Origin of the sequence: Kluyvera cryocrescens NBRC 102467 (assembly GCF_001571285.1) — a bacterium.
Classification (GTDB): Bacteria; Pseudomonadota; Gammaproteobacteria; order Enterobacterales; family Enterobacteriaceae; genus Kluyvera; species Kluyvera cryocrescens.
The window spans coordinates 39,063-59,212 of the sequence record NZ_BCTM01000020.1 but is presented as its reverse complement, the minus strand read 5'-3'; the positions used below and the strand labels follow the sequence as shown (position 1 = coordinate 59,212).

General features: G+C 55.1%; 17 protein-coding genes. 10 read left to right on the top strand and 7 right to left on the bottom strand.

Annotation, left to right across the window (positions count from 1 at the left end; genetic code table 11):
* Positions 1-6: 6 nt before the first annotated feature.
* The 4 genes from KCR01S_RS15290 to cybB form a co-directional block, all read right to left on the bottom strand.
* A complete protein-coding gene (locus KCR01S_RS15290; protein ID WP_061283578.1) occupies positions 7-282 on the bottom strand; it encodes a metal/formaldehyde-sensitive transcriptional repressor in 276 nt (91 codons plus the stop codon).
* A 175-nt stretch (positions 283-457) separates the two neighbouring features.
* On the bottom strand, positions 458-814 hold the full coding sequence (locus KCR01S_RS15285) for a hypothetical protein (protein WP_061283576.1): 357 nt from the start codon (positions 812-814) through the stop codon (positions 458-460).
* A 229-nt stretch (positions 815-1,043) separates the two neighbouring features.
* Entirely contained in the window at positions 1,044-1,682 is a 639-nt protein-coding gene (leuE, locus tag KCR01S_RS15280) for a leucine efflux protein LeuE (protein ID WP_061283575.1), read from the bottom strand.
* Positions 1,683-1,758: 76 nt separating this feature from the next.
* The gene (gene cybB / locus KCR01S_RS15275) at positions 1,759-2,286 is read right to left on the bottom strand and encodes a cytochrome b561 (protein ID WP_061283573.1); all 528 of its coding nucleotides are present in this window, start codon (positions 2,284-2,286) and stop codon (positions 1,759-1,761) included.
* A gap of 228 nt (positions 2,287-2,514) precedes the next feature.
* Between cybB and gap the strand changes: the two genes are divergently transcribed.
* The 3 genes from gap to KCR01S_RS15260 all read left to right on the top strand — a co-directional run bounded on the left by gap (position 2,515) and on the right by KCR01S_RS15260 (position 5,465).
* Positions 2,515-3,516, top strand: a complete 1,002-nt coding sequence (gene gap / locus KCR01S_RS15270) for a type I glyceraldehyde-3-phosphate dehydrogenase (protein ID WP_061283572.1) — start codon at positions 2,515-2,517, stop codon at positions 3,514-3,516.
* Positions 3,517-3,634: 118 nt separating this feature from the next.
* A complete protein-coding gene (locus KCR01S_RS15265; RefSeq protein ID WP_061283569.1) occupies positions 3,635-4,411 on the top strand; it encodes an isocitrate lyase/PEP mutase family protein in 777 nt (258 codons plus the stop codon).
* Positions 4,395-5,465, top strand: a complete 1,071-nt coding sequence (locus tag KCR01S_RS15260) for a bifunctional transcriptional activator/DNA repair enzyme AdaA (protein WP_061283567.1) — start codon at positions 4,395-4,397, stop codon at positions 5,463-5,465. Before KCR01S_RS15265 ends, KCR01S_RS15260 begins: the two co-directional genes overlap by 17 nt.
* A 34-nt stretch (positions 5,466-5,499) precedes the next feature.
* On the opposite strand, the gene aldA is transcribed toward KCR01S_RS15260, so the two are convergent.
* On the bottom strand, positions 5,500-6,945 hold the full coding sequence (gene aldA, locus KCR01S_RS15255; protein WP_061283565.1) for an aldehyde dehydrogenase: 1,446 nt from the start codon (positions 6,943-6,945) through the stop codon (positions 5,500-5,502).
* A gap of 223 nt (positions 6,946-7,168) precedes the next feature.
* Here aldA and KCR01S_RS15250 point away from each other — a divergent pair, with 223 nt between their 5' ends.
* Positions 7,169-7,687 (top strand): hypothetical protein, encoded by a 519-nt coding sequence (locus tag KCR01S_RS15250; protein WP_061283563.1) that lies wholly within the window; start codon positions 7,169-7,171, stop codon positions 7,685-7,687.
* A gap of 34 nt (positions 7,688-7,721) precedes the next feature.
* On the opposite strand, the gene KCR01S_RS15245 is transcribed toward KCR01S_RS15250, so the two are convergent.
* The gene (locus KCR01S_RS15245) at positions 7,722-8,516 is read right to left on the bottom strand and encodes a YdcF family protein (protein ID WP_061283560.1); all 795 of its coding nucleotides are present in this window, start codon (positions 8,514-8,516) and stop codon (positions 7,722-7,724) included.
* A gap of 357 nt (positions 8,517-8,873) precedes the next feature.
* Here KCR01S_RS15245 and KCR01S_RS15240 point away from each other — a divergent pair, with 357 nt between their 5' ends.
* From KCR01S_RS15240 to KCR01S_RS15215, 6 genes are all read left to right on the top strand, one after another.
* Entirely contained in the window at positions 8,874-10,196 is a 1,323-nt protein-coding gene (locus tag KCR01S_RS15240; protein ID WP_061283676.1) for an MFS transporter, read from the top strand.
* A gap of 149 nt (positions 10,197-10,345) precedes the next feature.
* The gene (locus tag KCR01S_RS15235; protein ID WP_061283558.1) at positions 10,346-10,777 is read left to right on the top strand and encodes a MarR family winged helix-turn-helix transcriptional regulator; all 432 of its coding nucleotides are present in this window, start codon (positions 10,346-10,348) and stop codon (positions 10,775-10,777) included.
* Positions 10,777-12,429, top strand: a complete 1,653-nt coding sequence (locus KCR01S_RS15230; protein ID WP_061283556.1) for an MFS transporter — start codon at positions 10,777-10,779, stop codon at positions 12,427-12,429. Before KCR01S_RS15235 ends, KCR01S_RS15230 begins: the two co-directional genes overlap by 1 nt.
* Before the next feature lie 24 nt (positions 12,430-12,453).
* A complete protein-coding gene (locus KCR01S_RS15225) occupies positions 12,454-13,539 on the top strand; it encodes an HlyD family secretion protein (RefSeq protein ID WP_061283554.1) in 1,086 nt (361 codons plus the stop codon).
* Positions 13,536-14,912: an efflux transporter outer membrane subunit gene (locus KCR01S_RS15220; protein ID WP_061283551.1), complete on the top strand. Its 1,377-nt coding sequence runs from the start codon at positions 13,536-13,538 to the stop codon at positions 14,910-14,912. The genes KCR01S_RS15225 and KCR01S_RS15220 overlap by 4 nt, the downstream gene beginning before the upstream one ends.
* A 21-nt stretch (positions 14,913-14,933) precedes the next feature.
* Positions 14,934-15,593 carry an O-methyltransferase gene (locus tag KCR01S_RS15215; RefSeq protein ID WP_061283550.1) on the top strand — a complete coding sequence of 220 codons (660 nt, stop codon included), beginning with the start codon at positions 14,934-14,936 and terminating at the stop codon, positions 15,591-15,593.
* A 600-nt stretch (positions 15,594-16,193) separates the two neighbouring features.
* Here KCR01S_RS15215 and hrpA read toward each other — a convergent pair.
* Positions 16,194-20,096 carry an ATP-dependent RNA helicase HrpA gene (gene hrpA, locus KCR01S_RS15210; RefSeq protein ID WP_061283547.1) on the bottom strand — a complete coding sequence of 1,301 codons (3,903 nt, stop codon included), beginning with the start codon at positions 20,094-20,096 and terminating at the stop codon, positions 16,194-16,196.
* Between the last annotated feature and the right edge of the window lie 54 nt (positions 20,097-20,150).

The window sequence follows — 20,150 nt, the reverse complement described above, 5'->3', positions numbered from 1 at the left end:
TGATAATTATTTTAAATAGGATCGTAGCAGATGACCGACTTCCGTCATGCGCAAAGCGCGCTGATCCGGCGTTGTTTCTCCGCTCACCAACTCGTCTTTGAGATGCATCTCAACCATTTCGCCCATCAGGCCGTTGGATGCTCCGCGAATAGAGGCGATTTGTTGCAGGATAGTCAGGCAGGATTCACCTGACTCGAGCGCGCGTTCCAGCGCTTCTACCTGCCCTTTGATGCGACGAACGCGGGTTAATGCGCGTTTTTTGTCTTCAGGTGAATGTGGCATACGCCCTCCAGATAATATAGGGGGGTATACTATATAGATTTCTATTCATTGTAAAATGACTGTTATCAATACCGCACAATCAGCGATAGAGTCACTTCGCTGCGTCGGGGGGGGTTACGGTCATTTTGGGTATAAAAAAACCCCGCGCCGGCGAGGTTTTAGCTCAGATAACGCATTACTTGGCGCTTGCGCAGCCTGGCAGGGTTTGGTCGAGGATAAGGTCGCCTTCAACAATCACCCCCACCTTACCGACGAAAAATGAGTGGTTATACTGGGTAACGACCACATCGGCTAAAGCGACAGCGCACTTATTTTGTTCAATCGCTAAGTCTGCCGCCTCTTTCACATTCGGCATCCCCAGCGGGACAAGAATCACCGGTTTACTGTCTTCCCCTTTGACTCTCGCTCCTTTGACGAATTTATCGCCATTCAGGTTGTAGTTTTTGGTACTGGCGACCGTGAGATCTGCCACTCGTTGCGCACAGCCGGAAAGTACCAGTGCTCCTATTACAACCACTGCGATTTTTTTCATTGCCTAATCCCTGTATGAGAAAACACGGACCATAGCACCACAGCGCCCTCTCAGGCATGGCATCGCGTGGCCTGACGAGTTTTTTAGGAGTTTATAAATATTCTTAATATTTATATGGTTAGCGAAATTTATAGATTATGAATTGGAGTGAGGATAGCGTGGACGTAGCGGGTTCAGCAGAGAAAGGGAAATAAGCCGGTTAAGTACAGCGCTTAACCGGCCTTAGACATTACGACTGCAGGGTTGCCAGGCGAGCAGCAAAACCAACAAACACCAGCCCAATCAGGCTGTTGCCAATCTTGGCCAGTTTTTTACGCGTTTTCACGTAGCGCGTCACCAGTGAGCCGGAAACAATCAGGAAGCTCAGATAGATAAAGCTCACCAGTTCCAGCGTCAGCGCCAGAATAAAGAACGCCAGCCCCGGCGTTGTCGCGTGCACGTCAATAAACTGCACGAAGAATGAGACATAAAACAGAATCGCTTTCGGATTGGTCAGGCTCAGCGTCAGCGCACGTTTAAAAATGGCATGCCCAGGTTCAGGTTCCTCTTCCTGGCCCGCGGCTTTACGTTTTAACGTGCTGTAGAGCATCTTGCCGCCGAGATAGAGCAGATAGATAGCCCCTAGATAGCGCACGATGTTAAACAGCAGCGGCGTGGTTTTAATGAGCGTCGCCACGCCGGCAAAAGAGAGAGACATCAGGACCGCATCACCGATAAATACCGCGAGCGCCGCCGTGTAGCCTTTGCGAATACCGTGCGAAACGCCGGTTTTCAGGACGAAGAAGGTATTTGGCCCAGGCACCAGAATGATAAAAATGGCACCGAGTAAATAGGTCCAATAATTCAGCACGCCAAAATCTGCGAACACCCTGTTCTCCTTCACACATACATAACAAAAATAGATGACGTATGGTAACGCAGAGACCAGGGAGTTAAAAGCCTTGTTAGCGCTTGCGCGGCATCATCCGCAGCAGCGTATTGTCCTTCCACCAATAGTGGTGCGCCAGCGCGGCCAGCGCGTGCAGGCCAATCAACCAATAGCCGATATTAGCCAGCAAAATGTGGTATTGCTTGAGCGTATCAACAAGGTCGAAATTCCCTTCTGCGGCGTGCGGCATCACCAGGCCAAATGCCATCCACGGATTACCCCGGTTATACATCATCACCAGGCCAATCAGCGGTAAGGCGATAAACAGCAGGTAGATACACAGATGTCCCAGGTGAGCCATCCCGGTCATCATCGGCTTAGGTTTCGGGATAATCGGCGGTGCCGGGCGCTTTAAGCGTACCAGCAGGCGCGCCACCATCAGCACCAGAATGCTCATCCCGCAGGATACGTGCACCATATTGATCATCGGCCGGTCGCTACGCGGGAAAAAGCCGCGCAACTCCATTGCCGCGTAGGCCACCACCACCAGCAGGAATACCAACCAGTGAATCGCTATCTGTAAGCGGGAATATTTATCGTTCATCGCGGAAACGCCCCCGGAAAGTCACATAAAAGAGCAAAGTAACCGCCTTTCATTAAAAATTCATTAACTTTTTCATATCGATACAAATAACACTTTTGCAAAATAGCATTGCCCTTCCCGGCGAGCTGAACTAAGCCTGGACAGGTGAAATACATAATCCATATTTATTAATCAGACGTTTTTTAAGTACGCGTATGGGGCTGGCCCCATCACTGACAGGAGTACACCATGAGTAAGATTGGCATTAACGGGTTTGGACGTATCGGCCGTCTGGTTCTGCGCCGTTTACTGGAAGTGTCCAGCAGTCACGAAGTGGTCGCGATTAACGATCTGACCTCGCCAAAAGTTTTGGCCTATTTATTGAAGTATGACTCTAACTACGGCCCGTTCCCCTGGAGCGTGGACTTTACCGATGATGCGCTGATTGTGAACGGCAAAACCATTAACGTGTATGCCGAAAAAGAGGCGAAGAACATTCCGTGGACGGCGCAAGGTGCCGAAATCATCGTTGAGTGCACCGGTTTTTACACCTCGACCGAGAAATCGCAGGCTCACCTCGACGCCGGGGCGAAAAAAGTGCTGATTTCGGCCCCGGCCGGCGACATGAAAACGCTGGTGTTTAACGTCAACGACGATACGCTCAACGCCAGCGATAAGATTATCTCCGTCGCTTCCTGCACCACCAACTGCCTGGCACCGATGGCGAAAGCCCTCAACGACGCCTTCGGGATCCAACTGGGAACGATGACCACCATCCACGCTTATACCGGCACGCAATCGCTGGTAGATGGCCCGCGTGGCAAAGACCTGCGCGCCTCACGCGCCGCAGCAGAGAATATCATTCCACACACCACCGGTGCGGCGAAAGCCATTGGTCTGGTGATCCCAGCGCTCAGCGGGAAGCTGAAAGGTCACGCCCAGCGCGTCCCTACCAAAACCGGCTCGGTCACTGAACTGGTTTCCATTCTGAGCAAAAAAGTCACCGCCGATGAAGTCAACCAGGTGATGAAAAATGCCGCCCACAATAACGAATCCTTTGGCTACACCGACGATGAGATTGTCTCCTCCGATATTATCGGCAGCCACTTCGGTTCACTGTTTGACGCCACCCAAACGGAAGTCAGCGAAGCTGGCGGATTACAGTTGGTGAAAACCGTCTCCTGGTACGATAACGAATACGGCTTTGTGACCCAACTGATTCGTGTCCTTGAGAAATACGCCAAAATGTAGCAGCGGCGCGGGGGAGTTTGCTCCCCCGCTTTTCGCAAAAAATGGTCGTCCAATTTTCGGTTGTGAGCCTGCTTGCCGCCACGGCACACTCCGCTGGCACACACAACCGGAGATCGTTATGGACTTTACCGCACTGCATTTCCAACCCTTCCCTTTACTGTTAGCCAACGTCTGGGACGCCAGCAGCGCTCGCGCCGCTGAGCAAGCTGGCTATCAGGCGCTTGGAACATCAAGCGCAGCCATCGCCAGTATGTTGGGGTACGAGGATGGTGAGAGCCTCTCTTTTGATGAGCTGTACTACGTGGTGAGCCGCATCCGCGCGGTAACATCCTTACCGCTTAGCGTGGATATGGAGTCTGGCTATGCCGATACGACCGCGGGGATCGCCGAAAATATGCGGCGGCTGGCGTCCATGGGTATTGCCGGCGTTAACCTTGAGGACAGCCGAATCATCAATGGCGTTCGCGTGCTCGAAGATAGCCAACGGTTTGCTCAGCGGCTGCAAGCCATTCGCGAGACGCTAGCCGCCTTTCCCTGTGCGCTGTTTCTGAATGTGCGCACCGATCCGTTCTTAATGAATGTGCCTAACGCTCGTGAGGAAACCCTACTCCGTGCGCAACGCTACGCCACGCAAGGCGCGGACGGTCTTTTTGTTCCCTGCGTCATATCGCCTGAGGACATTGCGGCGATCGTCAACCACACCGCGTTGCCGCTAAACGTGATGGCGATGGCAGGTCTGCCCGATTTCACCATTTTGGGTCAACTCGGTGTTCGACGCATTTCCATGGGTAATGCGCTACATTCCGTGCTACAAAACGGCTTAAATTCGCGACTGTTAACCGTTCGCCAACAGCAATCTTTCGCAGGAGTTTTTGCCGATGAAAATCAGCGATAGCGCGCAGTGTGATATCTGGTACCAGGCGCTGCTTGAACGCGCCGCAGAATACACCGGGGTTTTCTATGTCGGCGTTAAAACCACCGGCGTGTTTTGCCTGTCAATTTGTCGGGCGCGCAAACCCAAGCGTGAGAACGTCGAATTTTTTGATCGTTTTAAATCTGCGCTGGATGCGGGCTTTCGCCCGTGCAAAGTCTGCCGGCCCACCGAGAATGCCTGTTCCGCACCGGATTACATTGAACAGGCGCTGGCTCTGGTGCGACTCACGCCGAAAGCGCGCGTCGGAGACAGTCAACTGCGCGAAAACGGCATCAGTCCGGAGCGCGTGCGGCGCTGGTTTTTGCAGCATCACGGCATGACCTTTCAAGCCTTTCAACGCATGCAGCGAGTCAACGTGGCGCTACAGGAGCTCAAGGCCGGACGCAATGCCACCGACGTTGCCTTTGATAACGGCTATGAATCGTTAAGCGGTTTTGGCTATACCTGTAAAAAGCTGACGGGCCAGTCGCCAGTCGCGCATCAGCAGACCATCTTAATTCACCGTTTTACCACGCCGCTGGGCCCGATGTTCGTTTGCGCCACCGAGCGCGGCGTGTGCCTGCTGGAATTTGTCGATAGGCGCATGCTGGAGACCGAATTTCGCGATCTACAGCGCTTATTACGCGCACGGATTATTGCCGGCAGCAATAATCACACCCATCAGGCGGAACGAGAAATCGGTGAATATTTTGCCGGTCAGCGTCGTGAGTTTACGCTGTCGTTGGATACGCCCGGCAGCGATTTTCAGCGTCGCGTCTGGCAGGCGTTGGGGCTACTTCCCTGCGGCCACACCACCCATTATCAGGCGCTGGCGGAAAGCCTTAATAAGCCAACCGCCTCCCGCGCCGTGGCGGCGGCAAACGGAGCCAATCGGATTGCGATCGTGATCCCCTGTCATCGGGTGATCGGCAAAGATGGCAGCATGACTGGCTACGGCGGCGGCGTGGCGCGTAAAGCCTGGCTGCTGGATCATGAAAAAGCGCTCAGCGAAAGCCCGGCAGCCGAGCGTAACTAGAGAGGATGGCCGGATGTTCCGGCCATCCCGCGGCTTAGCCTTGAGTCTGTAAATAGACCATCTGAGTTTGCAGGTATTCGTTCAGTCCGTGCTTGCCGTCAGCCCCGCCAATCCCGGATTTACGCCAGCCCGCATGGAAGCCCTGCATCGCTTCAAAGTGTTCGCGATTAATATACGTTTCGCCAAACTTCAGTCCACGTACGGCCTTCATGGCCAGGTTAAGGTCACGGGTATAAATGGAAGACGTCAGGCCGTATTCACTGTCGTTGGCCATTTTCAGGGCGTCATCGAGCGTATCAAACACCACCACCGGCAGCACCGGGCCAAAGGTCTCTTCATGCATAATGCTCATATCCTGACGCACATCCAGCAGCAGCGTTGGTGGATAGAAATAGCCGGCACCGTCCACCGCTTTTCCCCCCAGCGCCACGCGCGCTCCCTGAGAGACAGCCTTAGCGACCTTTTGCTCAACGCGCTCAAGCGCGGCAGCGTTAATCAGTGGCCCCATTGCAATATCATTCCGCTGTGAAGGATCGCCAAACGCCACCGCCTTCATCGCTTCACCCAGCTTATTAACGAAGCGATCGTAGATACCTTTTTGCACATACAGTCGTTCTGCGCAGTTACAAACCTGCCCGGTATTGATAACGCGTGAATCGACCACCGCCTTCACCGCCAGTTCCAAATCGGCGTCGTCGAGCACAATGGCTGGGGCTTTGCCGCCCAGTTCCAGGCACACTTTGGTGATGTTTTTCGCCGCCGCCGCCATAATTTTCTCACCGGCCGCTACGCTTCCGGTCATGCTCACCATCGCGACTTTCGGGTTGCCGGCCAGCTCCTGACCCACGGTTTCACCACGGCCCAAGACCAGGTTGAAGACCCCTTTGGGCAGACCAATGTCGTGAACAATTTCGGCAAAAGCGACGGCGTTATTAGGGGTGAATTCGCTGGGTTTAATGACGATGGTGTTGCCCGTGATCAGCGCGGGCGCAAGCTTGCGAGCGATAAGAAAGAACGGGAAGTTCCACGGCAGAATGCCGGTCGTGACCCCCAGCGCGCGTTTGAAGACAAAGATATTCTCGCCCGGGCGGTCGCTTTGCAGAATTTCACCTTCATAGCGACGAGCCCATTCAGCCATATACTCAATATAGTCTGCGGTGAAGCCCACCTCTACTTCCGCTAACTGCTGTATTTTGCCGCCTTCGGACACTATCATCTGCGCAATTTCCGGCGCGCGCGCGCGGATCCCGGCAGCAATCTTACGCAGCCATCCGGCACGTTCAATAGCCGGCAGTGCCTCCCACGCCGGCTGGGCGCGCTCGGCGGCATCAATGGCTAACCTGGCGTGTTCAGCGTCACCATCAGGAATACGGGAAAGACGCTCCTCCGTCGCCGGATTAACCACATCAATCCAGTTATTCCCCTGCCAGATTACGAATTGACCATCAATATACATCGGATGTTGCACGGTTGCCGTCATGACCTGCTCCTGTCTGTATGCTGTTTTAACAAGTGAAAATATTGTTAAATACATATACATTTCGGCAACTTTTCCTACCGAATCAGTCCGTTTCTGTGAGGCAACTCATAAACAAAACCCCGGGTTCTCTCACCATGCCCGATTCCGGTTGAGCCTTTGTTTACCGCCAAAACCGTATGATGCAGCCCATTATTTTTAATTTTTGGCCTGACTGAGTGTAATCATGCGCAGAACCCTCGTTTCATCAGTATTTGCGTCCGCCGCCGCGCTGGCTGCGCCCTGCAAAGCGGGGGAAATTAATCTGTATTCCATCAATACGGGTTCGTTTGTCTATCATATGACCGGTAATCACGGTCAATATAATGAAAAATTCAATAACGATTTTTTCTCAGCCGAGCGCAAGCTGTCGGCCGATTCAAAGTACAGCCTGCTCGTCGGCACGATGAAGAACAGTTTTGCTGACCGCTGCCTGACGCTGGGCGTGCGGCGGGATTGGCTAAACAGCCAAACGGGATGGACCTTTAAGGGAATTTACGCCTACACCGGCGAGTTTTTCTTTGACGCCTTCAGTCACTGTGGCGATGACGGTGCCTACCGGACAGCGAAGAAAATCACCGGCATCGGTTTCTCGCCCTACATTTATCACGGCCTGCAATACAACTTTACCGACTATTTTGGCATTGAGAGCGGCATCATTTTGCCGTCAATATTTGTCGTCAGCATGCAGTGGAGCTTTCGCTAGCAGCGAGCCGCCGGAGCTGACCCGCTGCGCGTTGTTAAGCGAGATGACGATCCGCCCGTTCCTGTCGCAGTTGAGGTTCTGCGGCAAGCTGTTGCCAGGCCTCTTCAATCTCATCGGGGATCTCAACGTGAACGATAAAATCTTTGCCCCGCGGGCCGTAGCCCTGCGCGTCGTCGCGTAAACGCGGCAGCTCGCCGAGAATAAGCGACAGATAACGGCCAACCGACCACAGCCCCTCAGCAGGCTGCTGCCAGGCCACGCCATCAGACGTATTTTGCAGGAGCGGGATATAGCCGGGATAGCTCACCCATTTCGGTGACACCGTCACATCTTGCCAGGCCCGGGAAAATGTCGCCATGGTACGCCGCTGCATGGTGGGATCCTGAACCAACGTGGCAACCGGCACCTCAATGCCGAGCCGTTCCATCACCCGACGCGTAAACCATGCGTTCTCACCGCAGTTGGTGGATTGATCTTCTATCACGATACGTTCCCTGGGGATCTGCCAGAAACGATGCGCAATCTCCGCCAGCAGCGCTGCTTCCGGCTGGTCAAGAATCGCGATCGCCCGGTAGCGCGGGTGTTGCGCTATCGTCTGATAAAGGAACGAAGTTGAGTGCCCTACGCCGCCGCAGATCAATAGCGTCCCACCGCTTAACTTAGCCAGCCGACAGGCGGCATCCACGGTTGGCATGACGGCGTTACCCGCCAGAACGACCAGCGGTGCGTTGGCAACGGCTGGCTCCCCGGCCATATCACCCTGCGCCAACCAGCGCCCCAGCCGGTTGGCTGCCGCCAGCGTCGCTTCGGGTAAACATAACAAGCTCATGGTGCTCTGTGCTCCTTTAACAAAACCAACATGGGACGATTATCCCCCAAGCCCGATCAATTTGTAACAATCCTGAAATAACCAGAAACGTCTAAAAACAAGGCGGTTGCACCTGAATATTACCCTATAAAATGATTGATAATCAGAATTAAGTGCCAACATAAAGCATGATTTTAGTTTCTTGAAACAAAAATGAGACTCATTTTGGCTCACAAATTTCAACGCCACGCTTGCCAAAGATAACGCGCATATCTAAGTTGCTTAACATTCAAGCAACCTTTTTCACAATTCAGGTTGTACCTTTTCACCCCAAAGGTGCCACCTGATTTTAACCCAATGTGGCGGGAGTTATTCTTCATGACAATACAAGAAAGCAGCACCACGATCCTGAAAAAGAACAAAAGGGTCCTGATTGCGAGCCTGACGGGCAGTTCCATTGAATGGTTTGACTATTTTCTCTACGGCACGGCTGCCGCATTGGTGTTCAACAAAATCTTTTTCCCAATGGTTGACCCGGTTATCGGCCTGATTCTCTCCTATCTCTCTTTCTCGCTGACTTTCTTTATTCGTCCCATTGGCGGCGTAATTTTCGCCCACATTGGTGACCGCATTGGCCGCAAAAAAACCTTAGTCCTGACCCTCTCGCTGATGGGGACGGCTACCGTGATGATTGGCCTGCTGCCAACCTATGATCAAATTGGTATTTGGGCGCCAATCCTGCTGATTTTAATGCGTATTATTCAGGGAATTGGTATTGGTGGTGAATGGGGCGGCGCGCTGCTGTTGGCCTATGAATATGCACCGGAAAAACGCAAAGGTTTCTTTGGCAGTATTCCGCAGGCGGGCGTCACTATCGGTATGCTGATGGCGACCTTTATTGTGTCGCTGATGACGTTGTTTAGCGAAGAGCAGTTCCTTTCCTGGGGCTGGCGCATTCCGTTCCTGATGAGCGCCGCACTGGTGCTGGTTGGCCTGTGGATCCGTAAAGATATTGATGAAACGCCAGACTTCAAGAAAGTGAAAGAGTCCGGTCAGGTGGCCAAAGCACCGCTGCGTGAAACGCTCAAGCACCACTGGCGTGAAGTGATTATTGCCGCCGGTTTAAAAGTGGTGGAAACCGCACCGTTTTATATTTTCTCGACCTTTGTGGTCAGCTACGCCACCACCACGTTAACTTATCAAAAATCCCAGGTGCTGGAAGCTGTCACCCTTGGGGCGTTGGTTGCTACCGTAATGATCCCATTAATGGGGCTGTTATCCGATAAAATTGGTCGCCAGCGTATGTATGCACTGAGCGTCACGCTGCTGGGGCTGTTTATCGTGCCGTGGTTTATGCTGCTGGATACCGGAACCACCTGGGCGATCATGCTGGCAACGGTGGTAATGTTCGGCATTCTGTGGGCCCCGATTACCGCCGTGCTGGGGACGCTGTGTTCAGAAATTTTCAACGCTAACGTCCGCTATACCGGTATCACTTTGGGCTACCAAATTGGTGCAGCGCTGGCAGGCGGTACCGCCCCGCTTATCGCTACCGGCCTATTGGCTAAATATGACGGTGACTGGGTGCCCGTCGCCTGGTATCTGGGCGCCACCGTGGCTATCTCGCTGACGGCCATTTTCTTTGCCAGCCGCAGCAAGCGCCAGTCCGCCGTGGTCAATGCGCAAACCAGCCAAATCTAACGACATCGCCCGGCTTCGCCGCCTGAAGCCGGGCAAACCCTAACCTCAACCGCGCCTCTCAGATAAGACTTATTTTTCATATTCACTTGAATTATGGTTTCCGCCGAACGTAAACTCATTAGAGCTCTAATGATTATGAATGATTCGCCATGGATAACCGACAGCTTAATTTCTCCCATCTCCTCTATCTCACCGCTCACCACTGGCGGCTGGCCGTCAATCGACGGCTAAAAGATCTTGGCATGAGCCAGGCCACCTGGGTGGCCGTCGCTGCGATAGCCAGAAATGAGCAGCCGCTTTCGCAAACCGAGTTAGCGCAAGAGCTGGGCGTTGAGAGCGCGACCGTGGTGCCATTGATTAATAAACTGGTGGATTTAGGGCTGGTTGAACGGGTGATCACCGAGCGCGACAAACGCAAGCGCCTGCTGGTGGCAACGGAAAAAGGCCGCGAGCTGTTTCATCAGGTCAAAGCGGTTGCCGATGAACTTCGCGAAGAGATCCTCACCGTTATCACCCCTGAAGAGCAGGAAAAAACCTACGAGGTACTGTTAAAACTGCTGCGTGAAGTGGAGAAGAAATAATGTCGCCACCGCGTCGCGATCCCTACGCCCCACACGACTGGGCGCCTCACGAAAAACCGGCCATTCTCGGTTCCCCTTCAACGCCCATTCATCACCCGGCTAAACGCGTAGCCTATGGCATCGTTGGGCTGCTGGTGTGCCTGACTGGCGCGTTAGGTAATGCGGTGGTCACCGCCAACCTGCAAAACCTGCAGGGTTCATTCGCCGCCTGGTCGACGGAGATCGCGTGGCTGCCTGCGGTTTACGTGATGACCAACGTTTCCATCAACCTGCTACTGGTGAAATTCCGTCAGCAGTTTGGGCTGCGGGCGTTTACCGAAGGTTTTCTGGTGCTGTATGTACTGGTGACCTTTTTCCACCTGTTCGTCAACGATCTCAATTCCGCGCTGATGGTGCGCGCCGCGCACGGCATGGTGGCGGCGGCGCTCAGTTCGTTAGGGATTTACTACCAGGTGCAGGCGTGGCCAGCGAAGCATCGTCTCAAGGCGCTGACCATCGGGATTACCGGTTCGTCGCTGGCCATCCCCCTCGCCCGACTGTTTTCTACCGAACTGCTGCAAATTGACGAGTGGCGCGGGCTCTACTTTTTCGAACTCGGACTCGCGCTGGTATCGCTGGCCTGCGTGATTGCGCTAAAACTGCCGCCCAGCGATCGCAAAAAAGTCTTTGAGAAGAAGGATTTTATTACCTTTATCCTACTCGCGCCCGGGATGGGTCTTATCTGCGCGGTGCTGTCCCTCGGCCGTCTGGACTGGTGGTTTGAGGCCCAGTGGATTGGCTGGTCGCTTGCCGCGGCGGTAGTTCTGGTCATCAGCGCCATCATTTTTGAACATAACCGCACGAATCCGCTGCTCAATACGCGCTGGCTCTCCAGCGGCAGTATTCTGCGGCTGGGCTTAATCATGGTGCTGATCCGTATCGTACTGGCAGAGCAGAATACCGGCGTTATTGGCTGGTTACAGTACGTCGGGCTACAGAACGAACAGATGACGTCGCTGGCGTGGTCTATTTTTGCCGGCATCCTCTGCGGAATTATCGCCAGTTGCCTGACGCTCAATCCAGCGCGCCTCTACTGGCCCACCGCCACCGCGCTGGCGCTGATTATGATTGCCTCACTGCTCGACAGCCAGTCCACCAGTTTAACCCGTCCAGATCAGCTAATGCTGAGCCAGTTCCTGCTCGGTTTCGGCAGTGCCTTCTTCCTGGCACCGGCGATGCTGGCCGGTATCGGCGGCGTTATTGCCGACCAGCGCAACTTAGTCAGCTTCTCGGTGCTGTTTGGCATGAGTCAGAATATTGGCGGCCTGCTCGGTTCCGCCATTCTCGGCACTTTCCAGACCTGGCGGGAGAAATTTCACTCCAGCCAGTTGGCCGATCAGATCACAACGCTAAACCCGCTGATAAACGACCGCCTGCAACAATATGTTCAGCAGTACCAAAGTCAGATTGGCGACAGTGCGCTGCTGAACGTGCAGGCCAACACCCTGCTACAAACCGCCTCAACGCTTGAGGCCAATATTCTCGCCTACAATGACACCTATCTGCTCACTGCGGCTATCTCCGCTGCTACGCTGCTATGGGTATTCTGGCGATTATTAAGATTGCGAATTACCGCTCATGTTGCGCTCAAACGCGCAACGGGTAGCAAATAACAACAAGAGAGATCTGGAGTCGTTATGAGTCAGCAGGATGCGGCCAAGCAACAGGCCAACACCCGCAATAATATCCGCGTGGTTTCGATCTTTACCGCAGCGGCCATCGGCCTCGTCGGCGTACTGGTCATTCTGTACGCCTGGCAGTTGCCCCCGTTTACCCGCCACAGCCAGTTTACCGACAACGCCTATGTCCGTGGGCAAACCACCTTCATCAGCCCGCAGGTAAGCGGCTACGTCACCGGGGTAAACGTGCAGGACTTTAACCAGGTTAAACAAGGCCAACTACTTTTCCAGATTGATGACCGTATCTATAAACAGCGGGTCCACCAGGCGCAAGCGCAGCTCGCGATGAAAGAAGCCGCGTTGAAAAATAACCTCCAGCAGCGTAAAAGCGCCGAGGCGGTCATTGCCCGTAACGATGCCGCGCTGCAAAATGCCCGCGCTCAAAATCTGAAAACCCAGGCAGATTTAAAACGCGTTCAGGACCTGACTGCCGACGGTTCGCTGTCGATTCGTGAGCGGGACTCTGCCCGCGCCAGCGCAGCCCAGGGGAATGCCGATATCGAGCAGGCGAAAGCAACGCTTGAGATGTCGCGCCAGGATCTGCAATCCACTATCGTCAATCGTGATGCGCTTCAGGCGGACGTTGCCAATGCCAAAGCGGCGCTGGAGCTGGCGGAAATCGACCTGCAAAACACCCGAATCATCGCCCCCACCGATGGCCAGCTTGGTCAAATCGCCGTGCGTCTTGGTGCCTACGTCACCGCCGGAACGCACCTCGCCCCGCTGGTTCCACCGCAGCACTGGGTTATCGCGAACTTAAAAGAGACCCAGCTCGCCACCGTGCGGGTTGGGCAGCCGGTGACCTTTAGCGTTGATGCGCTCAACAGCGAAAAATTCCATGGCACCGTGCAGAGTATTTCACCGGCGACCGGCGTCGAATTCAGCGCTATTTCGCCGGATAATGCCACCGGTAACTTTGTGAAGATTGCCCAGCGTATTCCGGTGCGTATTGCCGTCGATGAAGGCCAGCAGAATAGCCAGCGGCTACGCCCTGGGATGTCGGTGCAGGTGACCATTGATACCCGCACGGAGGCGAAGAAATGATCCGCCCTGTGGCTCTCGCGCTGACTCTTGCACTGGTCGGCTGCCAGTCGGCAGATATCCCGCGCGCCGATCCGACGCTTGCGATCCCCGCTGCCTGGCGTGCCGATGTGGGCCCTACCAGCGCCGTTGAAGGCGTATGGTGGCGTAATTTTCACGATAGCGCGCTCAATCAATACGTCGACCAGGCGCTGCGACATAACAGCGACGTACTGATCGCCCGCGAACGGGTCAACGAGTATCAGGCGCGGGTGTACGCCGCCGACGGTAGTCTGTTCCCGACGCTGGATGCCGGGTTATCCGGTAGCCGTGCGCGTGCCCAGTCGGCTGCGACCGGGCAGCCCATTCACAGCACCGTGTATAAAGGCAGTCTGACCGCCAGCTACGATGTTGATCTCTGGGGCGCAAATCGCAGTGCCGCGGATGCCGCACAGGCCAGCCTCGAGGCGCAAAAAGCCGCCGCCGCCGCCGCCAATCTGACGGTTGCCACTTCGGTTTCGGTCGGTTACATCACCCTGTTGTCGCTGGATCAACAGCTTCACGTCACCGAGCAGACGCTGAAGTCCCGTGAAGACGCCTACAACCTGGCAAAACGGCAGTTTGAAACCGGCTATACTTCACGCCTGGAGCTAATGCAGGCCGACTCCGAATTGCGCTCAACACGCGCGCAGGTGCCGCTGCTGCGGCATCAGATAGCGCAGCAGGAAAACGCATTGAGCGTGCTGTTAGGCGCCAATCCCGGTTCGATTAAGCGCAATGAGTTTGACCAATTAACGCCGCTGGCGCTGCCATCGCAGCTACCGTCGACGCTGCTGAACCGCCGCCCGGATATTGTGCAGGCGCAGCGCCAGTTAGTTGCCGCCGATGCCACGCTTGCCTCCTCGCAGGCGAAACTGCTGCCGTCAATTAACCTCACCGCCACCGGCAGCTATCAGGATCGAACGCTGCCGGACCTACTGGATAATCCGCTACGCTTATGGAGCCTCGGCGGCAGTATTCTCGCCCCCTTACTGAACCGCCAGGCGCTGAATGCGCAGGTTGATGTCTCCATGGCGCAGCGTAACCAGGCGCTGTATGTCTATGAAAAAACGGTCCGCAGCGCCTTTAAAGAGGTGAACGATAGCCTTGATGCCATCAGCCGTTACGCGGAGCAGCTCGCCGAGCTGCAGGGGCAAGAAGACGTAGCGCAGGAAACGCTGCGTATCGCGCAGAACCGCTATCGCAACGGCTACTCCTCTTATCTCGATGTGCTGGACGCCCAGCGCACCTTGTTCTCCACGCAAATTAGCGTCGTACAGGTCAAAAACAACCTGCTGCTGGCGCAGATAGATCTTTACCGGGCGCTAGGAGGCGGCTGGTCTTCGCTGTCAGGCTGACAAATCCATTAGGGTGTCACAATGCAGAAACAGTGGTCTGAAGTAGATAACTATCTGATAGACAATTTAATTCCTGATGACGAAGTCTTGTCTCAGGTGCTGGAAAACAACCACCGCGCGGGCCTGCCAGCGCACGACGTTGCCGCCAATCAGGGGCAACTGTTGGCGCTGTTTGTGCGGATGGTGGGAGCAAAATCCATTCTCGAAATCGGCACCCTCGGTGCTTATAGCACCATCTGGATGGCGCGCGAGCTGCCGGAGCACGGACGGCTAGTGACGCTAGAGGCCGATCCACGACACGCCCAGGTGGCGCGGGAAAATATTCAGCTCGCCGGTCTTGCCGAGCGCGTAACGCTGCACGAGGGCTCGGCGCTCGATTCACTGGCCAAACTTGAGTCCGACGCTCCTTTCGACCTCATCTTTATTGATGCCGATAAGCCTAACAATCCCTATTACCTCCAGTGGGCGCTGAAATACGCCCGCCCCGGCACGTTGATTATCGGTGATAACGTGGTACGCGACGGTGAAGTCACCAACCCTCACAGCACCGATGAACGGGTGCAGGGCGTTCGGCGGTTTATCGAGATGATGCGTAACGATCCGCGCCTGACGGTGACGGCGCTACAAACGGTCGGGATTAAGGGCTGGGATGGGTTTACGCTGGCGTGGGTGAATGGTTAATCGGCGCGCCACGACAGGGTTAGGAGCAGGTAGCGCAGTCCGGTGCAAGATTCCGTTCCGCTATCCAACCGATTGCGCTCCTTATTCATTTCATGCCATTTAATCTGAATGGCGCAAGGAGCGCGCAAGGGGCGGCCAATCGCCGCCGCCCCCTGCACTCCCGCGCTCTGGCGGCAGAATCGCCGCTGCGCGGTTCCCTCAGCTTATGCCTTCCGGCTTTCGGGTCGGGCGCGAGGTAACATCCCTGTGGGCTGCCCTGGCCTCCAGGCAACGCTTCGGCGATTCAGACGCCACCCATGTCGCTGTAGTCTTTTCGCTAAAAGCCAAAATCGAAGTCGCTGGAACCGATGAGTCCCCGCTTGAAATCAGTGAGCCGGAGAATGAAAGATAAGGTCTGGCCGCTAGGGATGGAACAAGTAATATCGAGTGTCGTCGTGCCGCAAGGCGAACGCCGTGCGAAGCACCGATTTCGCCGCAGAGAGGGCAAAGGGGCGCAGCACCCCTTTGCCAATTCACCAATACTGTTGTTTCAAATTCTACAAAACATAAGTACCGCCGAGCATTAAACCCCAACCGTCTTAATCCGGCCGGCCATCTGCTTTAAGCAACAATCTGCTCCATCGCCTGCAGAATACGCTTATCGGAGATCGGATACGGTGTTCCGAGTTGCTGTGCGAAGAAGCTGACGCGCAGCTCTTCAATCATCCAGCGGATCTCTTTCACGTCTTCATCCTCCCGGCGCGCCGGCGGCAGTTTATTCAGCCACTGCTGCCACGCCTGCTGTACGCTTTCCACCTTCAGCATCTGCGCGCGATCACGATGCGGGTCGACCGCCATTTTCTCCAGCCGTTTTTCAATCGCCTGCAGATAGCGCAGCGTATCACCTAATCGACGGAAACCGTTGCCGGTGACAAATCCGCGATACACCAGGCCGTTCATCTGCGCCTTGATATCCGACAGTCCCAGCGCCATGGTCATGTCTACGCGCCCTTTCAGCCGCTTGTTGACGTTAAATACCGCCGTGAGGATCTGCTCAACCTGCTTGGCTATGCCCACCACCGTTTCGTTAAGGTCGGCACGCACTTTCTCGTGCAGCGCGGTAAAGCCCGCTTCGGTCCATACCGGTCCACCCGCCTCATCAATCAGCTTATCAACCCCGCAGGAGATGCAATCATCAATCAGATCCAAGACCTTGCCGTACGGGTTGAAGTAGAGGCCAAGCTTGGCTTTGTTCGGCAGCTTCTCGTGCAGATATTTAATCGGCGACGGGATGTTCAGCAGCAACAGGCGGCGCAGGCCGCGCCACATCATCTGCTGCTGTTCCAGCTCGTTATCAAACAGTTTGATCGCGACACTGTCACGTTCATCCACCAGCGCCGGCCAGGCTTTCACCTTATAGTTGCCGCGCTTTTGTTCATAACGTTCAGGCAGGTCGCCAAAGCTCCAGATGTGCAGGCCGTTCTGTTCGATACCGTCGTCAGCAACCGAGGAGAGCGTCTCCTGAACCTTACCTTTCAGCGCATCTTTTAAATCCTGTAAAACGCGCCCTTCCTGCAGCTTCTTATTTTTGTCGTCAACCACCCGGAAAGTGATTTTCAGGTGATCGGGCACCTGATCCCACTGCCAGGCGTCGCGTTCAACGGTAACGCCGGTCATCCGGCGCAATTCACGCTCCAGCGAATCAAGCAGCGGTAGCTCCAGCGGCGTCACGCGGCCTAAGAAGGCTTCCGCATAGTTTGGCGCGGGTACAAAATTACGTCGTACCGGTTTCGGCAGCGATTTAATCAGCGCGATAATCAGCTCACGGCGCAACCCGGGAATTTGCCACTCAAAACCGGCCTCTTCCACCTGATTTAACAGCGGCAGCGGGATATGTACCGTGACCCCATCGGCATCGGCCCCCGGCTCAAACTGATAGGTCAGGCGCAGCTTCAGATTGCCCTGATGCCAGAAGTTCGGGTAGTCCAGCTTGCTGACCTGCTCCGCGCCTTCTTTAATCAGCATGCTCTTTTCAAAGTTGAGCAGATCCGGCGTTTCGCGGCTGGCCTGTTTCCACCATTTGTCAAAGTGGCGCGAGGAAATGACGTCATGGCTGATGCGCTGGTCATAAAATTCAAACATCGTCTCATCATCCACCAGGATATCGCGACGACGCGATTTATGCTCCAGCTCTTCAATTTCGCTGCGCAGCTTTAAGTTGTCGCGGAAGAAGGCGTGGCGCGTTTGCCAGTCGCCCTCTACCAGCGCGTGGCGAATAAACAGCTCGCGGCATAGCGCCGGGTCAATTTGGCTGTAGTTGACCTTTCGCGCCGCCACAATTGGCAGGCCGTAAACGGTAACTTTTTCTGTCGCCATTACTGCGCCCTGCGCGCGCTCCCAGTGCGGTTCACTGTATGAGCGCTTGATCAGATGCTGCGCCACGGGCTCAACCCATTCCGGATCGATGCGCGCCGCAATGCGGCCCCACAGACGGCTGGTTTCGACCAGTTCCGCGACCATCGCCCATTTCGGTGGCTTCTTAAACAGCCCGGATCCCGGGAAGATGGAGAAGCGGGCGTTACGTGCACCGGTAAACTCCTGTTTATCAGTATCCTTCATGCCGATATGCGACAGCAGGCCGGTCAGCAGCGCGATATGAATTTCACGATATTCCGCCGGTTCACTGTTCACCGGAATGCCCAGCTCTTTCACCACCTGGCGCAGTTGGGTGTAGATGTCCTGCCACTCGCGCACCCGCAGGTAGTTGAGGTAATCCAGCTTGCACTGACGGCGGAACTGGTTCGACGACAGCGCTTTTTGCTGTTCGCCGAGATAGTTCCACAGATTAACAAAGGCCAGGAAGTCAGACTCTTTGTCATGGAAGCGCTGATGTTTCTCATCCGACGCCTGCTTTTTGTCCATCGGCCGCTCACGCGGATCCTGAATAGAGAGCGCCGAGGTGATAATCATCGCTTCACGGACGCAGCCGTGTTTTTGCGCTTCCAGCACCATACGCGCCAGACGCGGATCGACCGGCAGTTGGCTGAGCTGACGGCCTAGCGGCGTCAGTTTATAGGCTGCCTGCTGTTCGTCGGTGGTAATAGCACTGAGCTCTTCGAGCAGGCGCACGCCGTCCTGAATATTGCGTTTATCCGGCGCTTCAACGAACGGAAACGCGGCAATATCGCCTAAGCCTAACGCCGTCATCTGGAGAATGACGGAGGCCAGGTTGGTACGCAGAATTTCCGGGTCAGTAAATTCCGGGCGCGACAGGAAATCGTCTTCTGAATACAGACGAATACAGATGCCTTCAGACACACGGCCGCAGCGCCCCTTACGCTGGTTTGCCGAGGCCTGTGACACCGGCTCGATCGGCAGACGCTGCACTTTGGTGCGATAGCTGTAGCGGCTGATGCGCGCGGTACCCGGGTCAATCACATACTTGATTCCCGGTACGGTCAGTGAGGTTTCGGCAACGTTGGTGGCCAGCACGATGCGACGCCCGCTGTGCGACTGGAAAACCCGGTTCTGCTCGCTGTTCGACAACCGCGCGTACAGCGGCAGAATTTCGGTATGCCGCAGGTCGCGCTTGCTGAGCGCATCGGCGGTATCGCGAATTTCGCGTTCACCGCTCATAAAGATCAGAATATCGCCGGCGCTTTCACGGCCCAATTCATCGACGGCGTCAAAAATCGCCTGCAGCTGATCGCGTTCGGTATCGTCGGCGTCTTCAACAATCGGGCGATAGCGAACCTCAACCGGATAAGTACGGCCGGAAACTTCGATAATTGGCGCATTGTTAAAGTGGCGCGAAAAGCGTTCCGGGTCGATGGTTGCCGAGGTGATGATGATTTTCAGATCCGGACGACGCGGCAGCAGCTCGCGCAGATAGCCCAGTAAAAAATCGATGTTCAGACTACGTTCGTGCGCTTCATCAATAATGATGGTGTCGTACTGCATCAACAGACGGTCCTGCTGGATCTCAGCCAGCAAAATCCCGTCGGTCATCAGTTTCACCATGGTGTTATCGCTGACGTGATCGCTAAAACGCACTTTGTAACCGATGCAGCCACCCGGTTCAGTTTTCAGCTCTTCGGCAATACGGTTGGCGACGGTTCGCGCCGCCAGGCGACGCGGCTGGGTATGGCCAATCAGCCCCTTTATCCCACGCCCCAGTTCCATACAGATTTTCGGCAACTGGGTGGTTTTCCCCGAACCGGTTTCCCCCGCCACGATCACCACCTGGTTATCGCGTACGGCTTCAAGAATCGCCTGTTTTTTCTGGCTAACGGGCAGGTTGTCCGGGTATTCAATCACCGGACGCGCGGCTTCACGCAGCACGACTTTACCGGCAGCCTGTTCAATTTCTTGCGCCATCTCCTGAATAATGGCCTGTTGAGCATCAGGATTTTTAACCTTTTTAACGCCGTGTAAACGACGGGCAAATCGCTGTTTATCCCGCAGCATCAGGGCCTCAAGGCGCTGATTCAGCATCGCAAAGGTGATTTTCTGTTGTTCTGTCATAGTGTTATCGGGCAGCGTACTGCCAGGAAAAAGCTCTTATAAAGTATGGTCCTA